General features: G+C 71.2%; 22 protein-coding genes and 1 tRNA gene. 5 read left to right on the top strand and 18 right to left on the bottom strand.

Annotation, left to right across the window (positions count from 1 at the left end; all coding sequences use genetic code 11):
- Positions 1–18: 18 nt before the first annotated feature.
- Positions 19–447 (top strand): ketosteroid isomerase-related protein, encoded by a 429-nt coding sequence (locus AC06FP_RS15730; RefSeq protein WP_478076179.1) that lies wholly within the window; start codon positions 19–21, stop codon positions 445–447.
- Between the two features lie 71 nt (positions 448–518).
- On the opposite strand, the gene bioC is transcribed toward AC06FP_RS15730, so the two are convergent.
- The 5 genes from bioC to bioB all read right to left on the bottom strand — a co-directional run bounded on the left by bioC (position 519) and on the right by bioB (position 5376).
- Positions 519–1406, bottom strand: a complete 888-nt coding sequence (bioC, locus tag AC06FP_RS15725) for a malonyl-ACP O-methyltransferase BioC (RefSeq protein WP_478076178.1) — start codon at positions 1404–1406, stop codon at positions 519–521.
- Positions 1407–1429: 23 nt separating this feature from the next.
- Positions 1430–2212 carry an SDR family oxidoreductase gene (locus AC06FP_RS15720; protein WP_478076177.1) on the bottom strand — a complete coding sequence of 261 codons (783 nt, stop codon included), beginning with the start codon at positions 2210–2212 and terminating at the stop codon, positions 1430–1432.
- Positions 2213–2272: 60 nt separating this feature from the next.
- Positions 2273–3040 (bottom strand): pimeloyl-ACP methyl ester esterase BioH, encoded by a 768-nt coding sequence (gene bioH / locus AC06FP_RS15715; RefSeq protein WP_478076176.1) that lies wholly within the window; start codon positions 3038–3040, stop codon positions 2273–2275.
- Positions 3041–3056: 16 nt separating this feature from the next.
- Positions 3057–4268, bottom strand: coding sequence for an 8-amino-7-oxononanoate synthase (gene bioF, locus AC06FP_RS15710; RefSeq protein WP_478076175.1), 1212 nt, complete (start codon positions 4266–4268; stop codon positions 3057–3059).
- Positions 4269–4347: 79 nt separating this feature from the next.
- Positions 4348–5376, bottom strand: a complete 1029-nt coding sequence (gene bioB / locus AC06FP_RS15705; RefSeq protein ID WP_478076174.1) for a biotin synthase BioB — start codon at positions 5374–5376, stop codon at positions 4348–4350.
- 49 nt (positions 5377–5425) lie between these two features.
- On the opposite strand from bioB, the gene AC06FP_RS15700 reads away from it, so the two are divergent.
- Entirely contained in the window at positions 5426–6154 is a 729-nt protein-coding gene (locus tag AC06FP_RS15700) for a double zinc ribbon domain-containing protein (RefSeq protein ID WP_478076173.1), read from the top strand.
- A 77-nt stretch (positions 6155–6231) separates the two neighbouring features.
- Positions 6232–6807 carry an HdeD family acid-resistance protein gene (locus AC06FP_RS15695; RefSeq protein ID WP_456117807.1) on the top strand — a complete coding sequence of 192 codons (576 nt, stop codon included), beginning with the start codon at positions 6232–6234 and terminating at the stop codon, positions 6805–6807.
- Positions 6808–6859: 52 nt separating this feature from the next.
- Here the strand turns inward: AC06FP_RS15695 and ubiA are convergent, their stop codons facing one another.
- Positions 6860–7753: a 4-hydroxybenzoate octaprenyltransferase gene (gene ubiA / locus AC06FP_RS15690; RefSeq protein WP_478076172.1), complete on the bottom strand. Its 894-nt coding sequence runs from the start codon at positions 7751–7753 to the stop codon at positions 6860–6862.
- 150 nt (positions 7754–7903) lie between these two features.
- Here ubiA and AC06FP_RS15685 point away from each other — a divergent pair.
- A tRNA-Arg gene (locus tag AC06FP_RS15685) sits at positions 7904–7980 on the top strand.
- A gap of 208 nt (positions 7981–8188) precedes the next feature.
- Here AC06FP_RS15685 and AC06FP_RS15680 read toward each other — a convergent pair.
- From AC06FP_RS15680 to AC06FP_RS15635, 10 genes are all read right to left on the bottom strand, one after another.
- Complete coding sequence (locus AC06FP_RS15680) at positions 8189–8503, bottom strand: hypothetical protein (RefSeq protein WP_478076171.1); 315 nt, start codon at positions 8501–8503, stop codon at positions 8189–8191.
- Positions 8504–8870: 367 nt separating this feature from the next.
- A complete protein-coding gene (locus AC06FP_RS15675; RefSeq protein WP_478076170.1) occupies positions 8871–10253 on the bottom strand; it encodes a serine hydrolase domain-containing protein in 1383 nt (460 codons plus the stop codon).
- Positions 10254–10484: 231 nt separating this feature from the next.
- Positions 10485–10985, bottom strand: coding sequence for a DUF1611 domain-containing protein (locus AC06FP_RS15670; protein ID WP_478076169.1), 501 nt, complete (start codon positions 10983–10985; stop codon positions 10485–10487).
- A 423-nt stretch (positions 10986–11408) separates the two neighbouring features.
- Positions 11409–11792, bottom strand: coding sequence for a PstS family phosphate ABC transporter substrate-binding protein (locus AC06FP_RS15665; RefSeq protein ID WP_478076168.1), 384 nt, complete (start codon positions 11790–11792; stop codon positions 11409–11411).
- The gene (locus tag AC06FP_RS15660) at positions 11780–12484 is read right to left on the bottom strand and encodes a hypothetical protein (protein WP_478076167.1); all 705 of its coding nucleotides are present in this window, start codon (positions 12482–12484) and stop codon (positions 11780–11782) included. The genes AC06FP_RS15665 and AC06FP_RS15660 overlap by 13 nt, the downstream gene beginning before the upstream one ends.
- Positions 12477–13046, bottom strand: coding sequence for a cytochrome b (locus AC06FP_RS15655; RefSeq protein ID WP_478076166.1), 570 nt, complete (start codon positions 13044–13046; stop codon positions 12477–12479). Before AC06FP_RS15655 ends, AC06FP_RS15660 begins: the two co-directional genes overlap by 8 nt.
- Before the next feature lie 70 nt (positions 13047–13116).
- Positions 13117–13887: a hypothetical protein gene (locus AC06FP_RS15650; RefSeq protein WP_478076165.1), complete on the bottom strand. Its 771-nt coding sequence runs from the start codon at positions 13885–13887 to the stop codon at positions 13117–13119.
- 83 nt (positions 13888–13970) lie between these two features.
- Positions 13971–15320 carry an ATP-binding protein gene (locus AC06FP_RS15645; protein ID WP_478076164.1) on the bottom strand — a complete coding sequence of 450 codons (1350 nt, stop codon included), beginning with the start codon at positions 15318–15320 and terminating at the stop codon, positions 13971–13973.
- Between the two features lie 13 nt (positions 15321–15333).
- Positions 15334–15996, bottom strand: a complete 663-nt coding sequence (locus tag AC06FP_RS15640; RefSeq protein WP_478076163.1) for a response regulator transcription factor — start codon at positions 15994–15996, stop codon at positions 15334–15336.
- Positions 15996–16337, bottom strand: a complete 342-nt coding sequence (locus AC06FP_RS15635; protein WP_478076162.1) for a PepSY domain-containing protein — start codon at positions 16335–16337, stop codon at positions 15996–15998. The genes AC06FP_RS15640 and AC06FP_RS15635 overlap by 1 nt, the downstream gene beginning before the upstream one ends.
- Between AC06FP_RS15635 and AC06FP_RS15630 the strand changes: the two genes are divergently transcribed.
- Entirely contained in the window at positions 16312–16731 is a 420-nt protein-coding gene (locus AC06FP_RS15630; RefSeq protein ID WP_478076161.1) for a PepSY domain-containing protein, read from the top strand. The two genes, AC06FP_RS15635 and AC06FP_RS15630, sit on opposite strands and share 26 nt — an antisense overlap.
- 233 nt (positions 16732–16964) lie before the next feature.
- On the opposite strand, the gene AC06FP_RS15625 is transcribed toward AC06FP_RS15630, so the two are convergent.
- Both AC06FP_RS15625 and AC06FP_RS15620 read right to left on the bottom strand, forming a co-directional pair.
- A complete protein-coding gene (locus AC06FP_RS15625) occupies positions 16965–20039 on the bottom strand; it encodes an efflux RND transporter permease subunit (RefSeq protein WP_478076160.1) in 3075 nt (1024 codons plus the stop codon).
- The gene (locus AC06FP_RS15620) at positions 20036–21160 is read right to left on the bottom strand and encodes an efflux RND transporter periplasmic adaptor subunit (RefSeq protein WP_478076159.1); all 1125 of its coding nucleotides are present in this window, start codon (positions 21158–21160) and stop codon (positions 20036–20038) included. The genes AC06FP_RS15625 and AC06FP_RS15620 overlap by 4 nt, the downstream gene beginning before the upstream one ends.
- Between the last annotated feature and the right edge of the window lie 35 nt (positions 21161–21195).

Here is a 21195-nt window from a genome sequence, read left to right as displayed (position 1 = left end):
TCCTTCCGTGAGAACCCCATGAGCCACGACGCTTTTCCCGCGCAGCAGCAGGCCATCGACCTGGTCCGCGCCTACTACGATGCCTTCAACCGCGGCGACTGGGCCGGCATGCTGGAGCGGCTGACCGACGACGTGGCGCACGACCTCAACCAGGGCGCGCGCGAAAGCGGCCGCGAGGCGTTCGCCGCGTTCCTGCGGCGCATGGACGCCAGCTACCGCGAGCAGCTGCGCGAGGTGGTGGTGATGGCCAGCACCGACGGCACCCGCGCCGCGGCCGAATACGTGGTGCATGGCCAGTACCACCACACCGACGAAGGCCTGCCGCCGGCCAACGGCCAGCGCTACGTGCTGCCGGGCGGCGCGTTCTTCGATATCCGCGATGGCCGCATCGCGCGTGTCAGCAACTACTACAACCTGCAGGACTGGATCGCGCAGGTCGGCGGCTGAAGGCAGCGCGGAGCGCGCTGCGCTGGCGCTTTCGCGGCCGGAGCCACGGCGGCTTGCGGGCTGGCCCGTCCCTACGGGTTCTGCTTTCGCCGGATCGGAATCGCCGACACCGGCACCGCGGCGACATCGTGGCCATGCTCGCGGATCGGCGCGCCCGGTTCCGGCGCCCAGGCATGGGCGTAGATGACTTCCCAGCTGCTGGGCAGCTTGCCGTCGGGGCGGCGCAGCGGTTCGTAGGCCGCCTGCGCGGCGTTGAAGCGGCTGCGCCCGGTGAGGGTATGGCGGCGTTCGCTCAGCGCGTTGGTCGCGCCGATGGCCTTGAGCTCGCGCATCAGCGCGGGCAGGTCGTCGTAGGTGAGGGTGAACAGGTCGCGGTCCAGCACCGGGTCGCGGAAGCCGGCCATCATCAGCGCGTCGCCGAACTGCGCGATCTGCACGAAGCGGCTCACGTGCGGGGTGGCGTCGGCCTGCGCGAACGCATCGCGCAGTTCGACCAGCGTGTCCGGGCCGAAGGTGGAGCACACCAGCAGGCCGCCGGGCTTGAGCACGCGGCGGAAGCCGGCGAACACCGACGGCAGGTCTTCCACCCACTGCAGGCACAGGTTGCTGAAGATCACGTCCACGCTGTTGTCGGCCAGCGGCAGCGCCCGCGCGTCGGCGCACACGCGCGAGAACGGGCGCCACCAGCCGGCCTGCTTCTTCGCTTCGGCCAGCATCGGCAGGGCCAGGTCCAGCGCGATCACCTGCGCCCTGGGCCAGCGCTTCTTCATCGCCGCGGTCGCGTGCGCCGGGCCGCTGCCCACGTCCAGCACCACCTGCGGCTGCCGTTCCTCCAGGTAGTCCAGCGATTCCAGCAGGCGTTTTGCCACCTCCTGCTGCAGCACCGCGGCGGCGTGGTAGCTGGAGGCGGCGCGCGAGAAGGCGCGGCGGACGTGCTTGGCATCGAACAGGGAAGGCATGGGAATACGCAGTTGCAACGGGGTCAGAAGGTACCGGGGTAGGCGCCGCCGTCGATCAGCAGGTTCTGCCCGGTGATGTAGCCGGCGTGCGCGCTGCACAGGAAGGCGCAGGCGGCGCCGAATTCGTCGGGCATGCCGAAGCGGCCGGCGGGGATGCCGGCGCGGCGGCGCGCGGCCACCTCGTCCAGCGGCAGCTGCTGGCGGCGCGCGCTGGCGTCCAGCGTGCCGCGCAGGCGGTCGGTGTCGAACGCGCCGGGCAGCAGGTTGTTGAGGGTGACGTTGCGCGCCAGGTGGGTGCGGGCGAGGCCGGCGACGAAGCCGGTGAGCCCCGAGCGCGCGCCGTTGGACAGGCCGAGGATGTCGATGGGCGCCTTCACCGAACTGGAGGTGATGTTGACCACGCGGCCGAAGCCGCGCGCGGCCATCGCGTCGACGGTGGCGCGGATCAGTTCGATCGGGGTGAGCATGTTGGCGTCCAGCGCGGCCAGCCAGTGTTCGCGTTCCCAGTCGCGGAAGTCGCCCGGCGGCGGGCCGCCGGCGTTGGTGACCAGGATGTCCACCTGCGGGCAGGCGGCGAGCGCGGCGGCGCGGCCGGCGGCGGTGGTGATGTCGGCGGCGACGGCGACGACCTGGCCGGCGCCGGGCAGCGCGCGCAGTTCCGCCGCGGCCGCTTCCAGCGCATCGGCGCCGCGGGCGACGATGGCCACGTGGGCGCCTTCGCCGGCCAGTGCGCGCGCGCAGCCCAGCCCCAGCCCCTTGCTGGCGCCGCAGACCAGCGCCCAGCGCCCGGCGATTCCCAGATCCATCGGCCTACTCCCGGTGTGTTCGGTGGCTGCACATGATCGGCGATGCGCGCAGGCGCCGGCTCACGTGCAGTCCGCAACGAAGCGTTGCAGCAGCCCGGCGACGTCGTCGGCATGGCCGAGGAACGGCGCGTGGCCGCCGCCGTCGATGGTGTGCGCGGCATGCAGGCCGGCCGGCACCAGCGCCGCGGCGCTGTGCATGGCTTTGGCCGGCACCAGCCGGTCGCGCTGGCCGCCGATCCACAGGCCGGGCGTGCGCAGGTTGGGCAGGGCGCCGCGCAGGTCGCTGCGGTCCAGCAGGGCCAGGCCTTCGTGCAGGGCGCGCGGCGCCGGTTCGCCGCGCTCGACCAGGGCGTCGCGCAGGGTGCGCAGTTCGCTGCGCGCATGCTGCGAGCCCATCACGTCCAGCGCCAGGAAGCGCTCCAGCGTGCCGCGGTAGTCCTGTTCCAGGTCCTGGCCGAACTGCTCGAACACGCTGCGGTCCACCGCGTCGGGCCAGTCGGTATCGCGCACGAAGCGCGGCGTGGCGGCGAGCATCGCCAGCCCGCGTACCTGCGGCAGCGTGGCCGCGGCGTGCAGCGCCACCAGCCCGCCCAGCGACCAGCCGCACCACACCGCCGGCGGCGTGGCGGCGGCGATGGCGTTGACCAGGTAGGGCAGGCGCAGCGGGGTGTCGTCGTCGCGGCTGAAGCCGTGGCCGGGCAGGTCCACCACGTGCAGCTGGAAGCGCGGCGACAGGCGTTCGACCAGCGGCGCGAAGATGCCGCCGTGCAGTGCCCAGCCGTGGATCAGGACCAGTGCCGGGCCGCTGCCGGTGACGTGGATATGCATGGGTATACGGCGTGCTTCAGGCGCTGGCGGTGTTCAGCGACTGCTCGTAGGACAGCAGGTCGCGGGCGCGGGCGGTGGCCTCGACCAGCGCCTTGACCTGCTCCAGGGTGTGCAGCGCCGACAGGGTGATGCGCAGCCGCGCCTTGCCTTCGGGCACGGTGGGCGGGCGGATCGCGCCGACCAGGAAGCCGGACTGTTCCAGCGCCGCGCCCAGCGCCATCACCGTGGCCTCGTCGCCGCACAGCAGCGGCTGGATCGGCGTTTCCGAGGGCATCAGTTCCAGGCCGTTGCGGCGCGCGCCGTCGCGGAAGGCGGCGATCAGTTCGGCCAGCTTCTCGCGGCGCCAGTGGTCGCGGCGCGCCAGCTTCACCGCGGCCAGCGAGGCGGCGGCCTGCGCCGGCGGCAGCGCGGTGGTGTAGATGTAGGGGCGCGCGGTTTCGGCCAGGTGCTGGACCAGGTTCTCCTCGCCCAGCACCACCGCGCCGTGGCCGCCCAGCGCCTTGCCCAGGGTGGCCAGCTGCAGCGGCACTTCGGCCACGCCCAGCCCGGCGTCGGCCACGCAGCCGCGGCCGTGTTCGCCGACCACGCCCACGCCGTGCGCGTCGTCCACGTAGAACAGCGCCTCCTGCATGCGCGCCACCAGCGACAGCGAGCGCAGCGGGGCGATGTCGCCGTCCATGCTGAACACACCGTCGGTGGCGAGCATGGCCGCGCCGTCGGCGGCGTTCTTCAGCTGGCGCATGGCGCCTTCGCTGTCCAGGTGCGGGTAGCGGCGCAGGCGGCAGCCGGCCAGGCGCGTGGCATCGAGCAGGCTGGCGTGGTTGAGGCGGTCCTGCACGCAGACGTCGCTGTCCTCGGACAGCAGCGCCTGCTGCACGGCGAGGTTGGCCATGAAGCCGCTGTCGAACAGCAGCGCGCGCGGGTAGCCGAGCCAGTCGGCCATTTCGCGTTCCAGCTGTTCGTGCAGCGCATGGTGGCCGCAGACCAGGTGCGAGGCGGTGCTGCCGGCGCCTTCGCGGCCGGCGGCGTCCTGCAGCGCGGCCACTACTTCGAACTGCTGCGACAGGCCCAGGTAGTCGTTGCTGCAGAAGCCGGTGAGCCACCTGCCGCCGACTTCCAGGCGCACGCCGTCGCGGCGGCCGACGCTGCGGCGCACGCGGATGCGCCCCTGCGCTTGGCGCAGCTTGCGCTGGTCCTGCAGGCGGGCGAGGAGGTCGGGGCGGGCCATGGCGTCAGTTCATGGACGGGTGGGCGGCTAGGGTAACCGGTTGCCGGTGGAACCGCTTGCGGGCGGTTCCGGCCGCACCTCAGGCGGAAACCGCGCAGCGCGGCGCGATGTCCAGGTGCACCGTGCCGGGGTGGTCGTGGTCGTCGGCATCCACGTTCACTTCCATCGGCCGGATGCCCAGCCGCGCGAACAGCGCCTGGTCGCGCGCGGTATCCGGGTTGCCGGTGGTCAGCAGCTTCTCGCCGTAGAAGATGGAGTTGGCGCCGGCGGCGAAGCACAGCGCCTGCAGTTCGTCGCTCATGCTCTCGCGCCCGGCCGACAGCCGCACCATCGAGCGCGGCATCACGATGCGCGCCACCGCGATCATGCGCACGAACTCGAACGGGTCCAGCTCGGCGCTGCCGTGCAGCGGCGTGCCGGCCACCTGCACCAGGCGGTTGATCGGCACCGAATCCGGGTGCGCCGGCAGGTTGGCCAGCGCCAGCAGCAGGCCGGCGCGGTGTTCGCGGGTCTCGCCCATGCCGACGATGCCGCCGCAGCAGGTCTTCAGGCCGGCGTTGCGCACGTGTTCGAGCGTGTCCAGCCGGTCCTGGTACTGGCGGGTGTGGATGATGGAGTCGTAGTAGTCCGGCGCGGTGTCGAGGTTGTGGTTGTAGTAGTCCAGTCCCGCATCCTTGAGCGCCTGCGCCTGGTGGCCTTCGAGCATGCCCAGGGTGGCGCAGGTTTCCAGGCCCAGCGCCTTCACCTCGCGGATCATCGCCGCCACCTTGGGGATGTCGCGGTCCTTGGGCGAGCGCCAGGCCGCGCCCATGCAGAAGCGCGAGGCGCCGGCCTCGCGCGCGGCGCGGGCGCGGGCCACCACGCTGTCGGTGTCCATCAGCTTCTGCGCGTCCACGCCGGTGTCGTAGCGCTGCGCCTGCGGGCAGTAGGCGCAGTCTTCCGGGCAGCCGCCGGTCTTGACCGACAGCAGGGTGGAGACCTGTACCTGTGCCGGGTCGAAATGCTCGCGGTGCACGCTGGCGGCGCGGAACAGCAGTTCGGGGAAGGGCAGGTCGAACAGCGCCAGCAGTTCCTCGCGGCTCCAGTCGTGGCGGATGACGGCGGACATGGGGGTTTCCTGATAGATCGGGCAACGGAAGCGGCGCAGTCTGGTGAGCATGCACGCCACTGTCAACAAATCGCCATTGGATGGGGTTTACAGGGTGGGCAGGCGGCTGTCGGACCTTTTGTTCCCGCCCACCTGCCTGGTGTGCGCGGAGCCGGGCCCGCCCGGCCGCGACCTGTGCCCGGCCTGCGCCGCCGCGCTGCCATGGCTGGAAAGCGCCTGCCGCGGCTGCGCCCTGCCGCTGCCGGCCACCGAGCCGGGCGGTGCCTTGTGCGGCACCTGCCGCCAGGGGCGTTCGCCCCTGGCCGGGGTGCAGGCCGCGTTCCTGTACGCCGCGCCGGTGGACGGGCTGCTGCGCCGCTTCAAGTTCCATGGCGACCTGGCCGCCGGGCGCCTGCTGGCGCAGCTGATGCACGTGCGGCTGGCGGCCGTGGAGCGGCCGCAGGCGCTGGTGCCGCTGCCGCTGCACCTGTCGCGCCTGCGCCGGCGTGGCTACGACCAGGCGCTGGAACTGGCGCGGCCGCTGGCACGCGCGCTGCGGCTGCCGCTGCTGGCCGGGCTGCGCCGCACCCGCGCCACCGCGGCGCAGTCGGAGCTGGACGCGGCCGCGCGGCGCCGCAACCTGCGCGCGGCCTTCGCCGCCCGGGGAACGCTGCCGGCGCACGTGGCCCTGGTCGACGACGTGATGACCACCGGCGCCACCCTGCAGGCCGCTGCCCGTGCGCTGCACCGGGCCGGCGTGGTGCGGGTCGATGCCTGGGTCTGCGCGCGGGTGCCATGAACACGGGGAGGTGACGCCGCGGCGCCTATGCTCGGCCGGCAACGGCATCCCGCCCGATCACTGCAAGGAGCGATGACATGAGTAGCAACCCGGGTTTCCCGTCCGGCACGCTGTTTGGCGAGCTGTCCCGCCACTGGTGGGTGGTGCTGCTGTTCGGCCTGTTCGCCGTGGCCTTCGGCGTGCTGGCGCTGATGGCGCCGGTGCGCACCGCGGCGGTGCTGGCGATGTGGCTGGGCGTGATGGCCATCGTCGAAGGCGTGGTGGCGCTGGCCGCGGCGATCGGCGGTTCGGCGCCGGTGTCGCGCGGCTGGGCGGTGTTCTATGCGCTGGTGTCCATCGCCTTCGGCGTGCTCGCCCTGCTCAACCCGTTGGCGACGGCGAGCGTGCTGCTGCTGTTCCTGGCGGCGTGGCTGGTGGTCGGCGGCATCTACCGCATCGTCTTCGCCATCCGCGTGCGCAGGCACATCCGCGGCGAATGGCTGCTGATCCTCAGCGGCCTGCTGGCGGTGGTGCTGGGGGTGATGTTCGCGCTCAACCCGCTGGGCGGGCTGATGGTCACCTCGCTGTGGATCGGCGCGATGGCGCTGGTCTACGGCGTACTGCAGGTGGTGGTCGCGTTCCGCCTGCGCGGCCTGGGCAGGACCGCCGTCTGAGCCATCGCGGGCGTGAAAGCGGACGACCCGCCGAAGGGCGGGTCGTTGCGGGTCAATCCAGGTACTGGCTGGCGACGATGCCGGCGAACAGCGCGGCGCCGACCCAGTTGTTGTGCAGGAAGGCGCGGAAGCAGGCCTCGCGCTCGCGCCGGCGGCACAGCCAGAACTCCCAGGCCACCAGCGCCACCGCCACGCCCAGCCCGGCCCAGTACAGCGTCCCCAGCCCGGCGCGCTGCCCGGCCAGCGCCATCGCGGCGAAGAACAGCGCGTAGAGGATGCCCTGGATCACCAGGTCCAGGTCGCCGAACAGGATGGCGGTGGAATGCGAGCCGACCTTGAGGTCGTCGTCGCGGTCCACCATCGCATACCAGGTGTCGTAGGCGGTGGACCACAGGATGTTGGCCGCGTACAGCACCCAGCCCAGCGGCGGCACCTCGCCCTGCACCGCGGCGAAGGCCATCGGGATGCCCCAGCCGAAGGCCATGCCCAGGTAGACCTGCGGCAGGTGGGTGTAGCGCTTGAGGTAGGGATAGGTGGCGGCCAGGAACACGCCGACGAAGCTCAGGCCGATGGTCAGCGCGTTCAGGGTCAGCACCAGCGCGAACGCGACCAGCATCAGCCCGGCGAACAGCGCCAGCGCCTGGCGCCCGGACACCGCGCCGGTGGCCAGCGGGCGATCCTTGGTGCGCTTGACGTGCGGGTCCAGCCAGCGGTCGGCGTAATCGTTGATCACGCAGCCGGCCGAGCGGGTCAGCCACACGCCGGCGGTGAACACGAACAGCGTCCACGGCGCCGGCAGGCCACCGGAGGCCAGCCACAGCGCCCACCACGTCGGCCACAGCAGCAGCAGGGTGCCGATCGGACGGTCGGCGCGCATCAGTTTCCAGTAGCTGGCCAGCCGCGAGGGCGCCGGCGCCGGCTGTCGTTCGTATCGTTCGTAACCCATGCGCACAGGTTACCAGCCGGGCCCGGCCTGCCGTTGCCGCGGGCGGATGCGGCGGGGGGCAGACCTGCGCCTGCATTTGCCGTTAGAATGCGCCTCCGCCCGGCAGCGCCGGTCGGCCGGGAGCCCACGGCTCCCGCTGCGACACACAACGCGCCCGTAGCTCAGCCGGATAGAGTAGTGGCTTCCGAAGCCATTGGTCGGGGGTTCGAATCCCTCCGGGCGCGCCATCTTCGATGCCGCTTCGTCGTGATTGCCGGCCTTCGCGCAGGGCGCGAAGGCGCGGCCTCTCACCCCTCCGGGCGCGCCACTCCAGAACGGAACATGAGCGCCGCTGCTTCCGCGCCTCGGGCGGCGACCAGCGCAGCAATGCCGGCTTCGATCCCATGATGCGAACCGCGTCGTCGGCAACCTCGACGATTGTTCGGTGCGGGCCCTTCAGTCGACCGCCGTGCCTGCGCGCTTCCTGGCCACGGCGATCCCCTCTTCGACGGGTGCCGCCGATCCGCGCGGCATGACGACCCTGTACGCGGTCCAGCCAAGCAGCACGATCATCGCCGGCGCAACGAGCAGAATCAGCGCGAAAACCAGATAGGCCTCGGCTTCCGCGCCTTTGTTGCGCGCGTGCTCCAATGCTCCGGTGTGTACGGCATAGGCCGACCACGGCAACCAGAACGCAAGCCAGAGCGCCGCCACCCAGCGACACACGACCTTGCTGCGTGCAATCACGCTTTGCCAGCGTTTGCTGGTCATATGCGGGTCTGTTCCTTCATGTCGAGCAAGACGGGCGGTGGTACAGCCCGGATGTTCCGGCGATGAGCGCCATTCTACTTCGCGCCATGCTGGTGCCTGCAGGTTCCTGCACGCGGACACGGCTGGCCCGCTGCGCCGAAGCGGCAGCGGGAACGAGGAAGGATCGGCGCGGCAAGTCATGGATGCCGGCATCCGCCGCAGGCGAGCGGAGTTCAGGGATGCATCCGCCCCTGCCGATGGCTGTCGTTCGATGCCGCCTGGCCGTGATGCCGGCCGTTGCAGGGCGCGGGCATGCTTCGTCCGTGTGGTCCTCGTTCCCGTCCAGCCGCCCACGTGCACGGCGAGCGGCATGAGGCGGAATGCGCGCTCAGTGATCGATGCGCGTGGCGCGCAGGCCGCGCGCGCGGTCGGTGCCGAAGACCAGCGTCCGGGCGTCCGGTGCCTCCAGCCGCAGCCCTTCACCGCTGTAACTGCCGTCCTTCCCGCGCTGCAGCTCGACCACGCTGCTTGGACGCGTGTTGCCATCGGGCAGGATGGCCAGTGATGCGCGGTCGTCGCCGCTGCGCCACAGCAGGTAGCGCGCGGGCAGGCTGTCGCCCCGGTACAGGCCGGTGGCCGGCAGCTGCGCAAGCTGTTCCGCGGTGGGGGCGAGCAGGAGATTGATCGCGGCGTGGACCTTCTCGGCCGCGCCGCTCTTTCCGAGATTGCACAGCGCGGCCACGGCGAACTTCTCCGCGGGCACACGGCTGTACATGTGCTGGAAGGCATCGGCACCGCCGCTGTGCTCGACGATGTGGCGGCCGTCGCGCTGGCCGACCATCAGCCCGGCCGCGTAGACCAGGCCGCCGGCGCGGTCCTGGGTATGGGCCGGCTTGCCGTTGCTCAACGTTCCCGGTTCTTCCATCACGCGGCGGACCTCGGGTGTCCACACGCGATGGCCGTGCTCGATGTCGTACTCGTAGCGGGCGAGGTCATTGAGGGTGAGCATGAGCCCGCCCGAGCCGCCATAGCGCGGGAACGTGTCGCGGATCTCGTAGCCGCCCGCCACCGGCCGGTAGCCGTGCGCCAGGTGGGCGGACGGCCTCGGGTCGCCGTCGAGCATGTAGCTGTCGCGCATGCCCATCGGCGCGAGGACGTGGCGGTTGATGTAGTCGGCGTAGCCGATCCCGGAGACGCGCTGGATCAGCTCGGCCACCAGCAGGAAAGCGCCGTTGGAATAGTAGGTTTCGGTGCCGGGCGTGAAGTTGGTATGCGGCTGCGCCAGCACCAGCGCCAGGGTGTCGGCGCGGCTGGTGCTGCCCGCGCTGCCCGAGGGCGCGCCCAGGCGCACCAGGGACAGCGAATCGAGGATGCCCGAGCGGTGCTGCAGCAGCATGCGCGGGGTGATGGTGGCATCGTACCTGGGCAGTTCCGGCAGCCATTGCCTCACGTCGCCGTCGAGGTCCACCTTGCCCTGCAGCGACAGCTGCACCAGGGCCAGCGCGCTGAACTGCTTGGAGAGGGAGGCGGCATAGAACCGGGTATTGCCATCGAGCGGCGCCATGGTGCCCAGGTTGGCGTAGCCATCGCTGACCAGCGACTGCAGGCGTCCATCGCGGAAGACCGCCATCGCGCAACCCGGTCCCGGCTTGGTGGGATCGCCCGGCAGCAGGGCACGCAGTTCGACGGGCGCATCGATGGTCGGCGAGGCATGGCAGGTACCCATCGCGATGCACGCGATGGCCAGGGCGGAAAGGCTGCGTTTGATCATGGAGCTTCCGTTGGTGGTGGCCCGTACCGCCGCGATACAGGGCCGGTGGGATCAGTCTCGCTGGCGCATGCCGGATGGCTGGCGGCAATGACGCGCGCCGCACGCTGCGTGATGTGGCTCTTTCGGCAGCCTGCGTGTGCAGGCCGAAGATAAGCACCCGCGTGCCGGACGTGCCACCGAATACCGGCGTGCCGGCCATAGCTCGCGGCTATGCCGCGCGGCCACTGCCGGCTACGTATGGTTTCCGGGGCGCGCATCGAAGTTGCGCTGGTCTTGGCCGCGGAGGTAGCTGGACCCGGCCGGTCTTCTGGACATGCATCCGCGATGCGCCGGGTACGACATGCTGTCGATGATCTGATCTTGCTGGTCTGGTCTGGCCGCCATGGACGCTGTTCGAGATGCCGGTCCTGTATCGAAGACAAAACTGCCGGGGCTCAGGGATGGCTTCGCCGGATCCGGCGAACGTAGAACTCGGAATGGGTGTGCGGATCGATGAAGCCGCGACACCACCAGCCCGGTGGCGTCTTCTGCCGACAGCCTGGCGGTGTTGAGGGCCACGCCGACTGCGACGACGTCCGGGTTGGTCAGGCGTGCGGTGGCCAGGTTGGCTTCCAGCGTGGTCCTGAGGTCCGGCACCGGGTAGTGTTTCAGGCCGAGCATGCGCGCGCGGCCGGGTTCGTGGCACAGCACCAGCGCATCCGGCTGCGCGCCGTGCAGCAGGCCGGTCGACACCCCGGCGAAGGACGGGTGGACAGCGAGCCCTGGCCTTCGATCAGGTCCCATCTGCCGTCATGGCGGTCAGGCGAAAGCCATTCGATGCCGCCGGAGATATGGAGTGCCGCCGGTGGTACGCGCAGACGCAGCGATGCCCGCCATCCATGGGGCGCGGCGCGCGGCGGGCCCCGGAAGGGATGGACGCGCGCTCCACGGCTTCCGGCGTGGAGCGTGCATGGATCGGCCCGTGGAGCCGCACCTGGGTCCAGGCGACTTCACCCTGGCAGGAAATCGCGAAGGCCGGAGGCCGGCACTGTCACCACGCCCAGCCACCGGAAAACCTCCGGTCCGGTACCCGGGCACGGTGGCGGCCTACCCGCGGCATTGGCACAGCGACGTCGCGCAGCGTGTCGCATCGAGATCGTCGGGACGGCGGCGCGGTCATCGGCCCCCGTTGTCGCCAGGCCCATGCAGGAGGCTTGGATTTCGACCAGCCTCCGCCAGCCACGCCAGCGATTGCCGGCGCCTGCATCCGTCCAGCGGCAGGAACGCCCCTTGGGCGGCGATGATCGCCTGTCCACGGTCCCCCAGCAGGAATGCGGCGAACCGTGCGACGGCGGGATCGAGGCGCCCCTGCGCGTCGCGCGGCAGCAGCAGGTCCACGGTCCGCGCCAGCGGATAGCGCCCCGATGCCACGGCGTCCAGGTCCGGCGCGACTGCGCCCACGCCGGCGCGCGGCGCGATCGCCAGCGCGCGCGTGCCCGGCAGCAGGTGTCCCAGGCCGGTGAAGCCGATCGCCAGCGGGTCGGCGGCTACGCGCGCCACGTTGTCCGACTCGTCGCCGCTGTCCGGCGCCGGCCGCCAGCCGCGGGCGGTCGCCGGGCGCACGAAGACCTGCCGGCGCAGGAACAGGGCGCGGGCCGATTCCTCCGCCTGCCACGCGCGCCGCCGCCCGCCAGGCGCAGCGGTCGTCCGCGCCATGCCGCGACGCCCAACTGGTCCCAGTGGACGATCGCCGCGGCGGTCGTCGGGCCAGGCATGAAGATCGCTTCCAACTGCGCCAGATCCAGCGACTGCAGCGGATTGGCGGCATGCACGATCACCGCCACCGGATCGACATGGCCGAACCGGTTCCAGCTGCCCCCGGCCACCGGAAGCCGCAGGGGCTCGCCATCGCCGTGATGGCGGCGGAACGTGGCGAGGTCGGCCTCGGCGAGGTCGCGGGTGAGGAAGGCGAAGTCCAGCCCGCCTTCCAGGAACCGGGCCAGCTGCGGGTCCAGCCGCCCCTGCGGTGGCCCGTAGGGCTGCGGGAAGGCAACGCGGGCTTCGGCTTGTTCCGTCGCGTAGCCGTCGCGCCAGGCCCCGGCCAGCGGGCCGAGCACGACCGGCACGCTTCCGCATCGCACCTGCGGCGGCGCCGCGGTGACGGGCGCGCAGTCGGCCGCGGCCGCGCCGGGCAGGAGCGCGGCCAGCAGCGCCAGCCACGTCCGCGCCCGCCCGGAGCGCGCGCTACGCACCGTGCGCGTCGGAAGGCGCGCCGCGTCCCCGGCCGGAGGGCAGCATCCGCCGCAGCGTGTTGTCCTTCTGCACGTAGTGGTGCACCAGCGCGGCCAGCGCATGCACGCCGATCAGGCCGTAACCGAAGGTGCCGATGGTCTGGTGCAGTTCTTCCAGCGTGCCGGCGAACGGTTTGTCCATCGCCACCAGCGGCGGCAGGGTCAGGCCGAAGAAGGGCACCGGTTTTCCGGCGGCGCTGAGCACCAGCCAGCCCAGCAGCGGCTGGCCGATCATGAAGGCATACAGCAGCAGGTGGACCAGCGCCGCCGCCGCGCGCTGCCAGGCCGGCGGCGCGGGGACGATGGCAGGGGCCGGCGTCAGGGTCCTGGCGATCAACCGCAGCCAGACCAGCACGAAGATCGCCAGGCCGACCGAGAAATGCAGGCTCTTCATAAGGTCGCGCTGAGGAGTGCCCTTGTCGAACAGGACACGCAGTTCGATGAGCGCATAGGCCAGGACGAACAGCAGCAGCATCAGCCAATGCAGGGAAATCGACCAGCGGTTGTATGTCGCGTGTTTCATGGATTCCGGCTCCGGTGGAGTTGCACTATCCGGCAGGGGGCCAAGCGGCCCGCGCTGCCGGTTGAAAGGTCTATTCGAAGGCGTACTCGACGCCGATACGCACGGAACGCTCCGCGTCCGCCGGCGTGCGCCAGCTGCGGCCGAGCGCGCCGAACACGAGCAGGCGCGTCGAACGTTCCCAGCGGAAGCCGAGGCTTGCGCGCTGGAACGCCGGCGTCGTGCCCGGTGCGTCGTGCAGCATCTCCACGCCCAGCCACAGCGCCGGCGCCGCCTCGTACTCGAGCAGCGCGCCCGCGCTCCAGCCCGCGTCTTCCCCTGGCGGTTTCACCCACGCCAGCTGCCCGGTCGCGAGCATGCGCCCCTGCGCCCGGCTCGCGCGCAGGGGCAGGGACGCGCCCGTTCCCGCGCCGCCCATCCCGGCCGCGCGACTGCCCGTGGGCAGCAGGATTTCCGGTTCGACCGCCCACACGAGCGCGGCGGGCAGGACGCCGGGGAGCTGCCATTTCAGCGCCAGCTTCATGTCGTGGCTGCCATGCCGGCGGTGCCCGCCGTAACCATCGGCCATGCCGTAGCCGCTGCCCAGCGTCGCTTCCAGGCCGGGCGCGAATCCCCAGCCGACCTCGAGCGCGGGGCGGGTCCAGTGCACCTGGTGGCCGATGCTGGAGCGGATGGACTGCGCCTTGACCTTGAAGCCGCTGCCCACGCCGGTGTCGCCAATGTCGTAAGCGCTGGCGGTGGCCTGTCCGGCCAGCGTGCCGGCCATCAGGGCCAGCGCCCAGCACCCGCCACGGCGCGCCGGCGATGCCGGGATACAGGACGCGTGGGACACCGTCTTCGTCATCGTGCCGCCTTCAACCCCAAGGTTGACTGGCGTTATAGGCAGGCCGTGCTGACATGCCGCTGACATGGCGGCGGGCGGCCGGATCAGGAAACCTGACGCCACCCCAACCGCACTTCCAGGCCGCCCAGCGCCGAACGTTCCAGCGCGATGACGCCCTGCGTGGCCTCGACCAGGTCGCGCACGATGGCCAGCCCCAGGCCGTGGTGCGCATGGCTGGCTTCGTCCAGCCGTCCGCCGCGCATCAGCGCCTGCTCGGCGCAGATGTCCAGGCCTTCGCCGTCGTCCTCGATGAGCAGCGCGGTGTCGTCCCCGGCCTGGACGCTGCGGATGCGCACGCGACGCCGGGCGAAGCGCACCGCGTTCTCCAGCAGCGCGCCGAGCATTTCCATCAGGTCTTCCTCGGCCACCGGCAGTTCGAGCGCGGGATCGACCTCGTTCTCGAACACCATGCGCGCGCCGCGTTCGGTGCGCTCGATGACGCCGAACACGCGCTCGGCCAGTTCGCACGGGCGGGAGCGGGTGGACTGGTGGCGACCGCGGATGGCGGCGGCGCGCGAACGCGCCAGTTCGGCCTCCACCGCCGCGGCGACGGCGGCGATGGCGCGGTCCATGCCATCGGCCGCGTCGGCGGCGCCGGTCTCGCGCGCGCGCCGGTTCTGCGCGCCCAACGCGGCCAGCGGCGTCTTCAGCGAATGCGCCAGGTCGGCGGCGCGCCTGCGCGCGCGCGCCAGGTCGCTCTCGCGGGTTTCGGCCAGCTGGTTGATCGCCGCCACCAGCGGCATGACCTCGCGTGGATGTCCCTCGCCAAGACGGGCGGCGGGGCTGCGCCGCATGCCTTCCAGCTCCTCGCGCACGCGCCGCAGCGGGCGCAGGCCCAGGTCCACCTGGACCCAGGTGGCGGCGACCAGCGCCAGCCACAGCAGGCCGAGGAACAGCGCCATCTCGGTACGGAACTCGCGGCGCGCGCCATCCAGTTCGGCCAGGTCCTGCGCCACCTGCACATGCACCAGGCGCTGGCCGTCCTCGGCCCGCACGACACGCTCGACCACCAGCAGCCGCTGCCCGAACGGGCCGGCGATCTTGCGCGTGGTCCACTGCGTGGCGGCGGCCTGGCGATCCTGCGGCAGCGATTCGTCCCACAACGAGCGCGAACGCTCCTGCTGGCCGTCGCCGGAAAACTGCCAGTAGCGCCCGCTGCCGGGCAGGTCGAAGCGCGGATCGGCCAGCGTGGCGTCGAGCACCAGCCGGTTGCCGGCGTCCACGTGCAGGCCGGCCACCAGCTGCAGCGCTTCGCGGGTCAGTTCGCGCGACAGTCCCTGCTCCAGGTGGCGCGAGAAGATCAGGCCCATCACCAGCCCGGCCACGACCATGGCCAGCAGGATGGCGGTGGCCGCCACGGCCAGCAGCCGCAGCCGCAGCGAATTGGGCTTCATCGCCGCAACGCGGTCACCCGCGCCCGCCCAGCAGGTAACCGAAGCCGCGCCGGGTCTCGATCAGTTCGGCGCCCAGCTTGCGCCGCAGCCGCAGCACCAGCGCCTCGACCGCGTTGGTGTCGCCCGATTCGGCCGCGCCGTAGAGATGATCGGCCAGTTCGCCGGCCGAGATGGCGCGGTCGTCGTGGTGGGCCAGGTAGTCGATCAGCCGGTACTCCAGCGGCGACAGCCGCACCGGCCGCCCGTCCAGCGCCACCGACAGCCGGCGCGTGTCCAGCACCAGCCGCCCGCAATCCAGCAGCGGCGAAACGTGGCCGGCGGCGCGGCGCACCAGGGCGCGCACGCGCGCCACCAGTTCGCCCACCTCGAACGGCTTGGCCAGATAGTCGTCGGCGCCGCTCTCGATGCCCTCCACCTTCTCGGTCCAGTTGTCGCGGGCCGACAGGATCAGTACCGGGAAGGCGCGTCCGGCAGCCCGCCAGCGGCGCAGCACCGACAGGCCATCGAGCCGGGGCAGGCCCAGGTCGAGCACGCAGACGTCGTAGTCCTCGGTGTCGCCCTTGAACCACGCGTCCTCGCCGTCGCCGGCGGTTTCGACGATGAAGCCGCCCGCGCGCAGGGCGATGCCGACGTCGGCGCAGACATCCGGATCGTCCTCGACCAGCAGCGCGCGCATCAGTCGTCCTCGATCTTCAGCAGGGCGCCGGTGCGCGCGTCGAGCTTGACCTCGCGGATGCGCCCGTCGCTGGCCAGGGTCTTGACCTCGTACTGCGGGCCGGCCTTGTACTCGACTTCGATCACGTCGCCCGGCGCGTGCTGTTGGGCGATGGCGAGGATCCGTACCAGCGGCAGGATCTCGCCACGGCGCATGGCGTCCAAGGCTTCCTGCTGGGCCTGGCGCTTGGCGGCCTTGCGGGCTTCCTTGGAGCCGGGCGGCGCGTCGCCGGCCATCAGCGACACGGGCGTGGCCAGCACCAGGCAGGACAACATCATGAAGAAGAAACGGGATCTGGTCATGGGCCGGATTCTCCTGCCGGTTGCTGATATCCACCTGACGGTCGCGGCGGGGCGCCTGTCAGCGCGCGGCACTTACAACGGGGCTGCCAATAATGGCCGCTTCGATGAAGGATTGCAGATGAAGAACATCACGACCAGCCTCCTGGCCTCCGCGCTGCTCTCGCTCGCCGCCTGCACGGCCGGCGCAGCGCCGGCCGCCAACACCGGCTTGCTGGGCATCGCCGAGCTGGAGCGGCGCGCCACCGGCGAAGGCCTGACCGTCACCGAGATCGAGGCCAAGGAGCGCCTGGCCGAGGTCGAAGGCTACGACGCGCAGTCGCGCAAGGTGGAGCTGGTGATCGACCGCAAGACCGGCGAAGTGCTCGAGCGCAAGGTCAAGCCGCGCCGCCTCTGATGGCCATGCCGCCGCCTCGCGCGGCGGCGCCGTCTTCCGTCTCCCTCCTGCCCGGCCGTGGCTGCCTTCCCAGGCACTGCGACCGGGCAGGGTCGTTTCCGGGAGGCCGCGACGGGAACTTCATGCAGATCGTTCCGTACCGGACCGCGCATCAGCCGTTCGCGGAAATTCGATGGGAAGGCTTCATCGCGGCTGAAGCCGCTCCTACGGGGGATCGTGGTGCAGATGGCGGATCAGCCGCTGGCGAGCGCTGCGCGGTCATCGAAACGCCGCGAGAGGCGGTCGAACCACAGGTAGACCACCGGCGTGATGAACAGCGTGATGACCTGCGAGAATAGCAGCCCGCCGACGATCACCACGCCCATCGGCTGGCGCAGCTCGGCGCCGGCGCCCAGGCCCAGCGCGATCGGCATGGCGCCCATCATCGCGCACAGCGTGGTCATCATGATCGGGCGGAAGCGCAGCAGGCAGGCCTGGTGGATGGCCTCGCGCGCGGCGGCGCCGTGCCGCCGCTGCGCGTCCAGCGCGAAGTCGATCATCATGATCGCGTTCTTCTTGACGATGCCGATCAGCAGCAGCACGCCGATCATGGCGATGAAGCTGATGTCCAGCCCGGTCAGGCGCAGCGCCAGGAACGCGCCCACCGCCGCCGACGGGATGCCCATCAGGATCGTGACCGGGTGGATCCAGCTCTCGTAGAGCACGCCCAGGATCACGTAGATCACGGCGATGGCGACCACGATCAGCCACAGCTGCGAGGTCTGCGACTGCTCGAACACCGCCGCCTGCCCATCGAAGCTGCCGAACACCGTGGCCGGCAGGCCGATCTCGCGCTTGGCGCGGTCGATGGCCGCGGTCGCGTCGGACAATGACCTGCCCGGCGCCAGTTCGAAGGAGAAGGTGATCGCCGGCAGCTGCGACTTGTGCAGCACCGTCATCGTGCCGGTGCCGCGCGAGAGCGTGGCGAACGCGCTCAGCGGCACCATGCCGCCCTGCTGGCTGCGCACGTGCATGCGCGACAGGTCGGTCTCGTCGCGGCGGTAGCGGTCCTCCAGCTCCATGATGACCTTGTAGGTGGCCTGCGGCGCGTGGATCGAGGACACCTCGCGGCCGCCGAACGCGGCGTGCAGGCTGGTGCGCAGGTCGGCCATGTCCGCCCCGAGCAGGGCCATCTTGTCGCGGTCCAGGTGGATTTCCGCCTGCAGGCCGCTCTTCTCGAAGTCGGTATCCAGGCCGACGAACACGTCCGAGCCGCGCAGCGCGGCCAGCAGCTTCTCCGACCAGGCGTCGAGCTGCTCGCTGCCCACCGACTGCAGAGTGTACTGGTAAGTGCTGCTGGACGAACTGGCACCGATCTTCAGGTTCTGCACCGGGCTGAAATTCACCTTCACCCCCGGCATGAAGCTGGTGTTGGCGCGCATCCGCGCCAGCACCTCGTCCATCGGCGGGCGTTGCCCGCGTGGCTTCAGGTCCAGGTCGAACTTGGTACTGTCGTGGTCCACCTTCGAGGCCGAGGCCAGGATGGCGTCGTCCTCCAGCAGCACGTCCTGGATGCGCCGCAGCACCGCCAACCGGCCCTCGAAGGACATCTCCGGCGGCGTCCTGACCTTCACCGAGACCTGGCCGATGTCCTCCTCGGGGAAGAACGAACGTGGCGAGGCGACGTACAGCAGCGCGGTCAGCGCCAGCGTCCCGGCGCCGACCGCCAGCACCGTGCGCGGGTGCGCGAGCGACCAGTCCAGTCCGTGCCGGTACAGCGCCAGCGTGCGTTCGAACACGTGCTCGAAGCCGCGGTTCCAGCCCGGCGCCGCGTCGTGACCGTGCGTTGGCGCGCTGCGCACCAGCATCGGCACCAGCACCGGGATCAGGGTCAGCGCCACCGCGGCCGACACCAGGATGGCCAGGGTGACGACGATGGCGAACTCGTGGAACAGCAGGCCGGCGGTGCCTGGCATGAAGAAGATCGGGATGAACACGGCCACCAGCGACACCGAGATCGAGACGACGGTGAAGCCGACCTCGCGCGCGCCACGCAGCGCGGCGTCGCGCGGCGCCATGCCCTGCTCGATATGGCGCATCACGTTCTCCAGCACCACGATGGCGTCGTCCACCACCAGGCCGACGGCGATGGTGATGCCCATCAGCGAAATGTTGTTCAGCGACAGGCCCATGGCGTACATCAGCGCGAAGGTGCCCAGCAGCGAGATCGGCAGGCTGATCGACGGGATCGCCGCGGAAGTGAGCCTGCGCAGGAACAGCAGGATCACCAGGATGACCAGGGCGATGGTCAGCAGCAGGGTCAGGTTGACGTCGTGGATCGCCTCGCGGATGGAGGTCGAGCGGTCGCCGAGGGTGACGATGCGCACCGAACCGGGCATCTGCGCCTGCAGCCGCGGCAACAGCGCCATGATGCGGTCCACCGTGCGCACGGTGTTGGCGCCTGGCTGGCGCTTGATGTCCAGCAGCACCGAGTTGACGCCGTTGACCTCGCTGACGTTCTGCACTTCCTCGGTGCTGTCGCGGACCTGGGCGATGTCCGCCAGGCGGATGCCCTGGCCGTTGCGGGTGGCGACGATCACCTGGGCGAAGTCGCGCGCCAGCATCAGTTCGCCCGGCATCTGCACCATCATCATCTGCCGGCTGCTGTCCAGCTGGCCGAGCGCGGTGTTGGCGTTGGCGGTCTTCAGCGCGCTGGCTACGTCCAGCAGGGTCAGGTCCAGCGCCGCCAGCCGCGCCGGGTCGGCCTGCACGCGCACCGCGTAGCGCTTGCGCCCCTTGGCGACGACCTGGGCCACGCCATCGACCGTGGACAGCGCCGGGATCACCAGCTCGTCGATGTAGGCGTTGAGCTCGGACAGCGGCATGGTCGGCGAACTGATGCCGAGCTTGAGGATTGGCGCATCGCCCGGGTTGACCTTGCTGTAGGACGGCGGCGTGCTCATTTCCGTGGGCAGCGAACGGCTGACCCGGAACAGTGCCGCCTGCACGTCGGCCGCGGCGGCGTCGATGTCGCGGCGCGCGGAGAACTCCAGCAGGATCACGCTCTCGCCCTGGATGTTCTCCGAGCTGCTGCCGACCAGGCCGGGGATGGCGGAGAACTCCTTCTCCAGCGGTGTCGCTACCGAAGCGGCCATGTTTTCCGGGCTGGCGCCGGGCAACTTGGCCTTGACCTCGATCACCGGCGTCTCGTAGCGCGGCAGCGCGGCGATCGGCAGGTGGAACCAGGCGACGATGCCGGCGACGATCACGCTGATCCACATCAGCAGCGTGGCGACCGGGCGCTGCAGGCACAGCCCGGAGATATTCATGGCGCGCCGCCGGGGTCGGAGGCCTCCACGACCTGCACGGCGGCGCCGTCGCGCAGGTTCTGGTTGCCTTCCACCACCACCTGGTCGCCGCTGGCCACGCCGGTCACCACCGCGTGCTGTTCCTGGATGCGCAGCAGCGTCACCGGCTGCGCCTGCACCCTGCGGTCGTCGCCGATGCGGTAGACGAAGTGGCCTTCCGGCCCTTCCAGGATCGCCTGCGGCGGCAGCACGATGACGCCAGCGTCGTTGCCGGCCAGCAGTTCCACCCGCGCGTAGGCGCCGGGCCACAGCGCATGCCCGGGGTTGGGGAAGCGCGCCTTCAGCTGCAGCGTGCCGGTGGCCGGATTGACCCGGTTGTCGATGAAGAAAAGCTCGCCGTCGCGCATGCCGCCCTCCGGCGCCTGCACCCGCACGCGGACCTGGCCGCGCGCGCGCGCGGCGAGCAGCGCGTCCAGGTAGTGTTCCGGCAGGGTGAACTCGGCGGCGATCGGATCGAACTGCAGCACGCTCACGAGCGGCGTGCTGTCGCCGGCCTGTACCAGGCTGCCTTCGTGCAGCACCAGCGCGCCGGCCTTGCCGTCCATCGGCGAGGTGATGCGCGCATGCGCCAGCTGCACCCGCGCCGCCTCGATCTCGGCCTGCGCCGCGCGGCGTTGCGCCTCGAGCGTCTTGACGTTGGCCGCCAGCGTGTCCAGCGCGCTGGAGGAGATGTAGCCGGTACCGACCAGTTCGCGTCCGCGCGCGAGTGCGCGCTGCGCGTCCTCCAGCTGCGCCTTGACCTGGGTCGCCTGCGCGCGGGTGCGCTCGAGCTGCGCCGCCAGTTCGGCGTCGTCCAGGGTGAACAGCAGTTGCCCGGCGCGCACGTCGTCGCCCTCTCGGAAGTGGACCGTGCGCAGGCGCGCGCTGATCTGCGCGCGTACATCGACCTGCTTCAGCGGCACCAGGTGGCCCTGGCTGTCGATGCGCACCGGCAGATCGACCGCCTGCGCGCGGGTGACGCTGACCAGTGGCGCCGCCTTGGGCTTGGCGGCGCCCTTGCTGCCGCCCTTGTAGAAACCGACGGCCACGACCGCGGCCAGCACCACGAGCCCGGCGGCCAGTGCTTTTGCTTTGATTGCCATGCGCGGGTTCCGTATGCGCGGTGGCGGCGCGGGGC

Source organism: Stenotrophomonas sp. Steno-Z2 (genome assembly GCF_056393235.1).
Note: the sequence above shows the minus strand (reverse complement) of the source record. Positions and strands in the feature narration are given on the sequence as shown.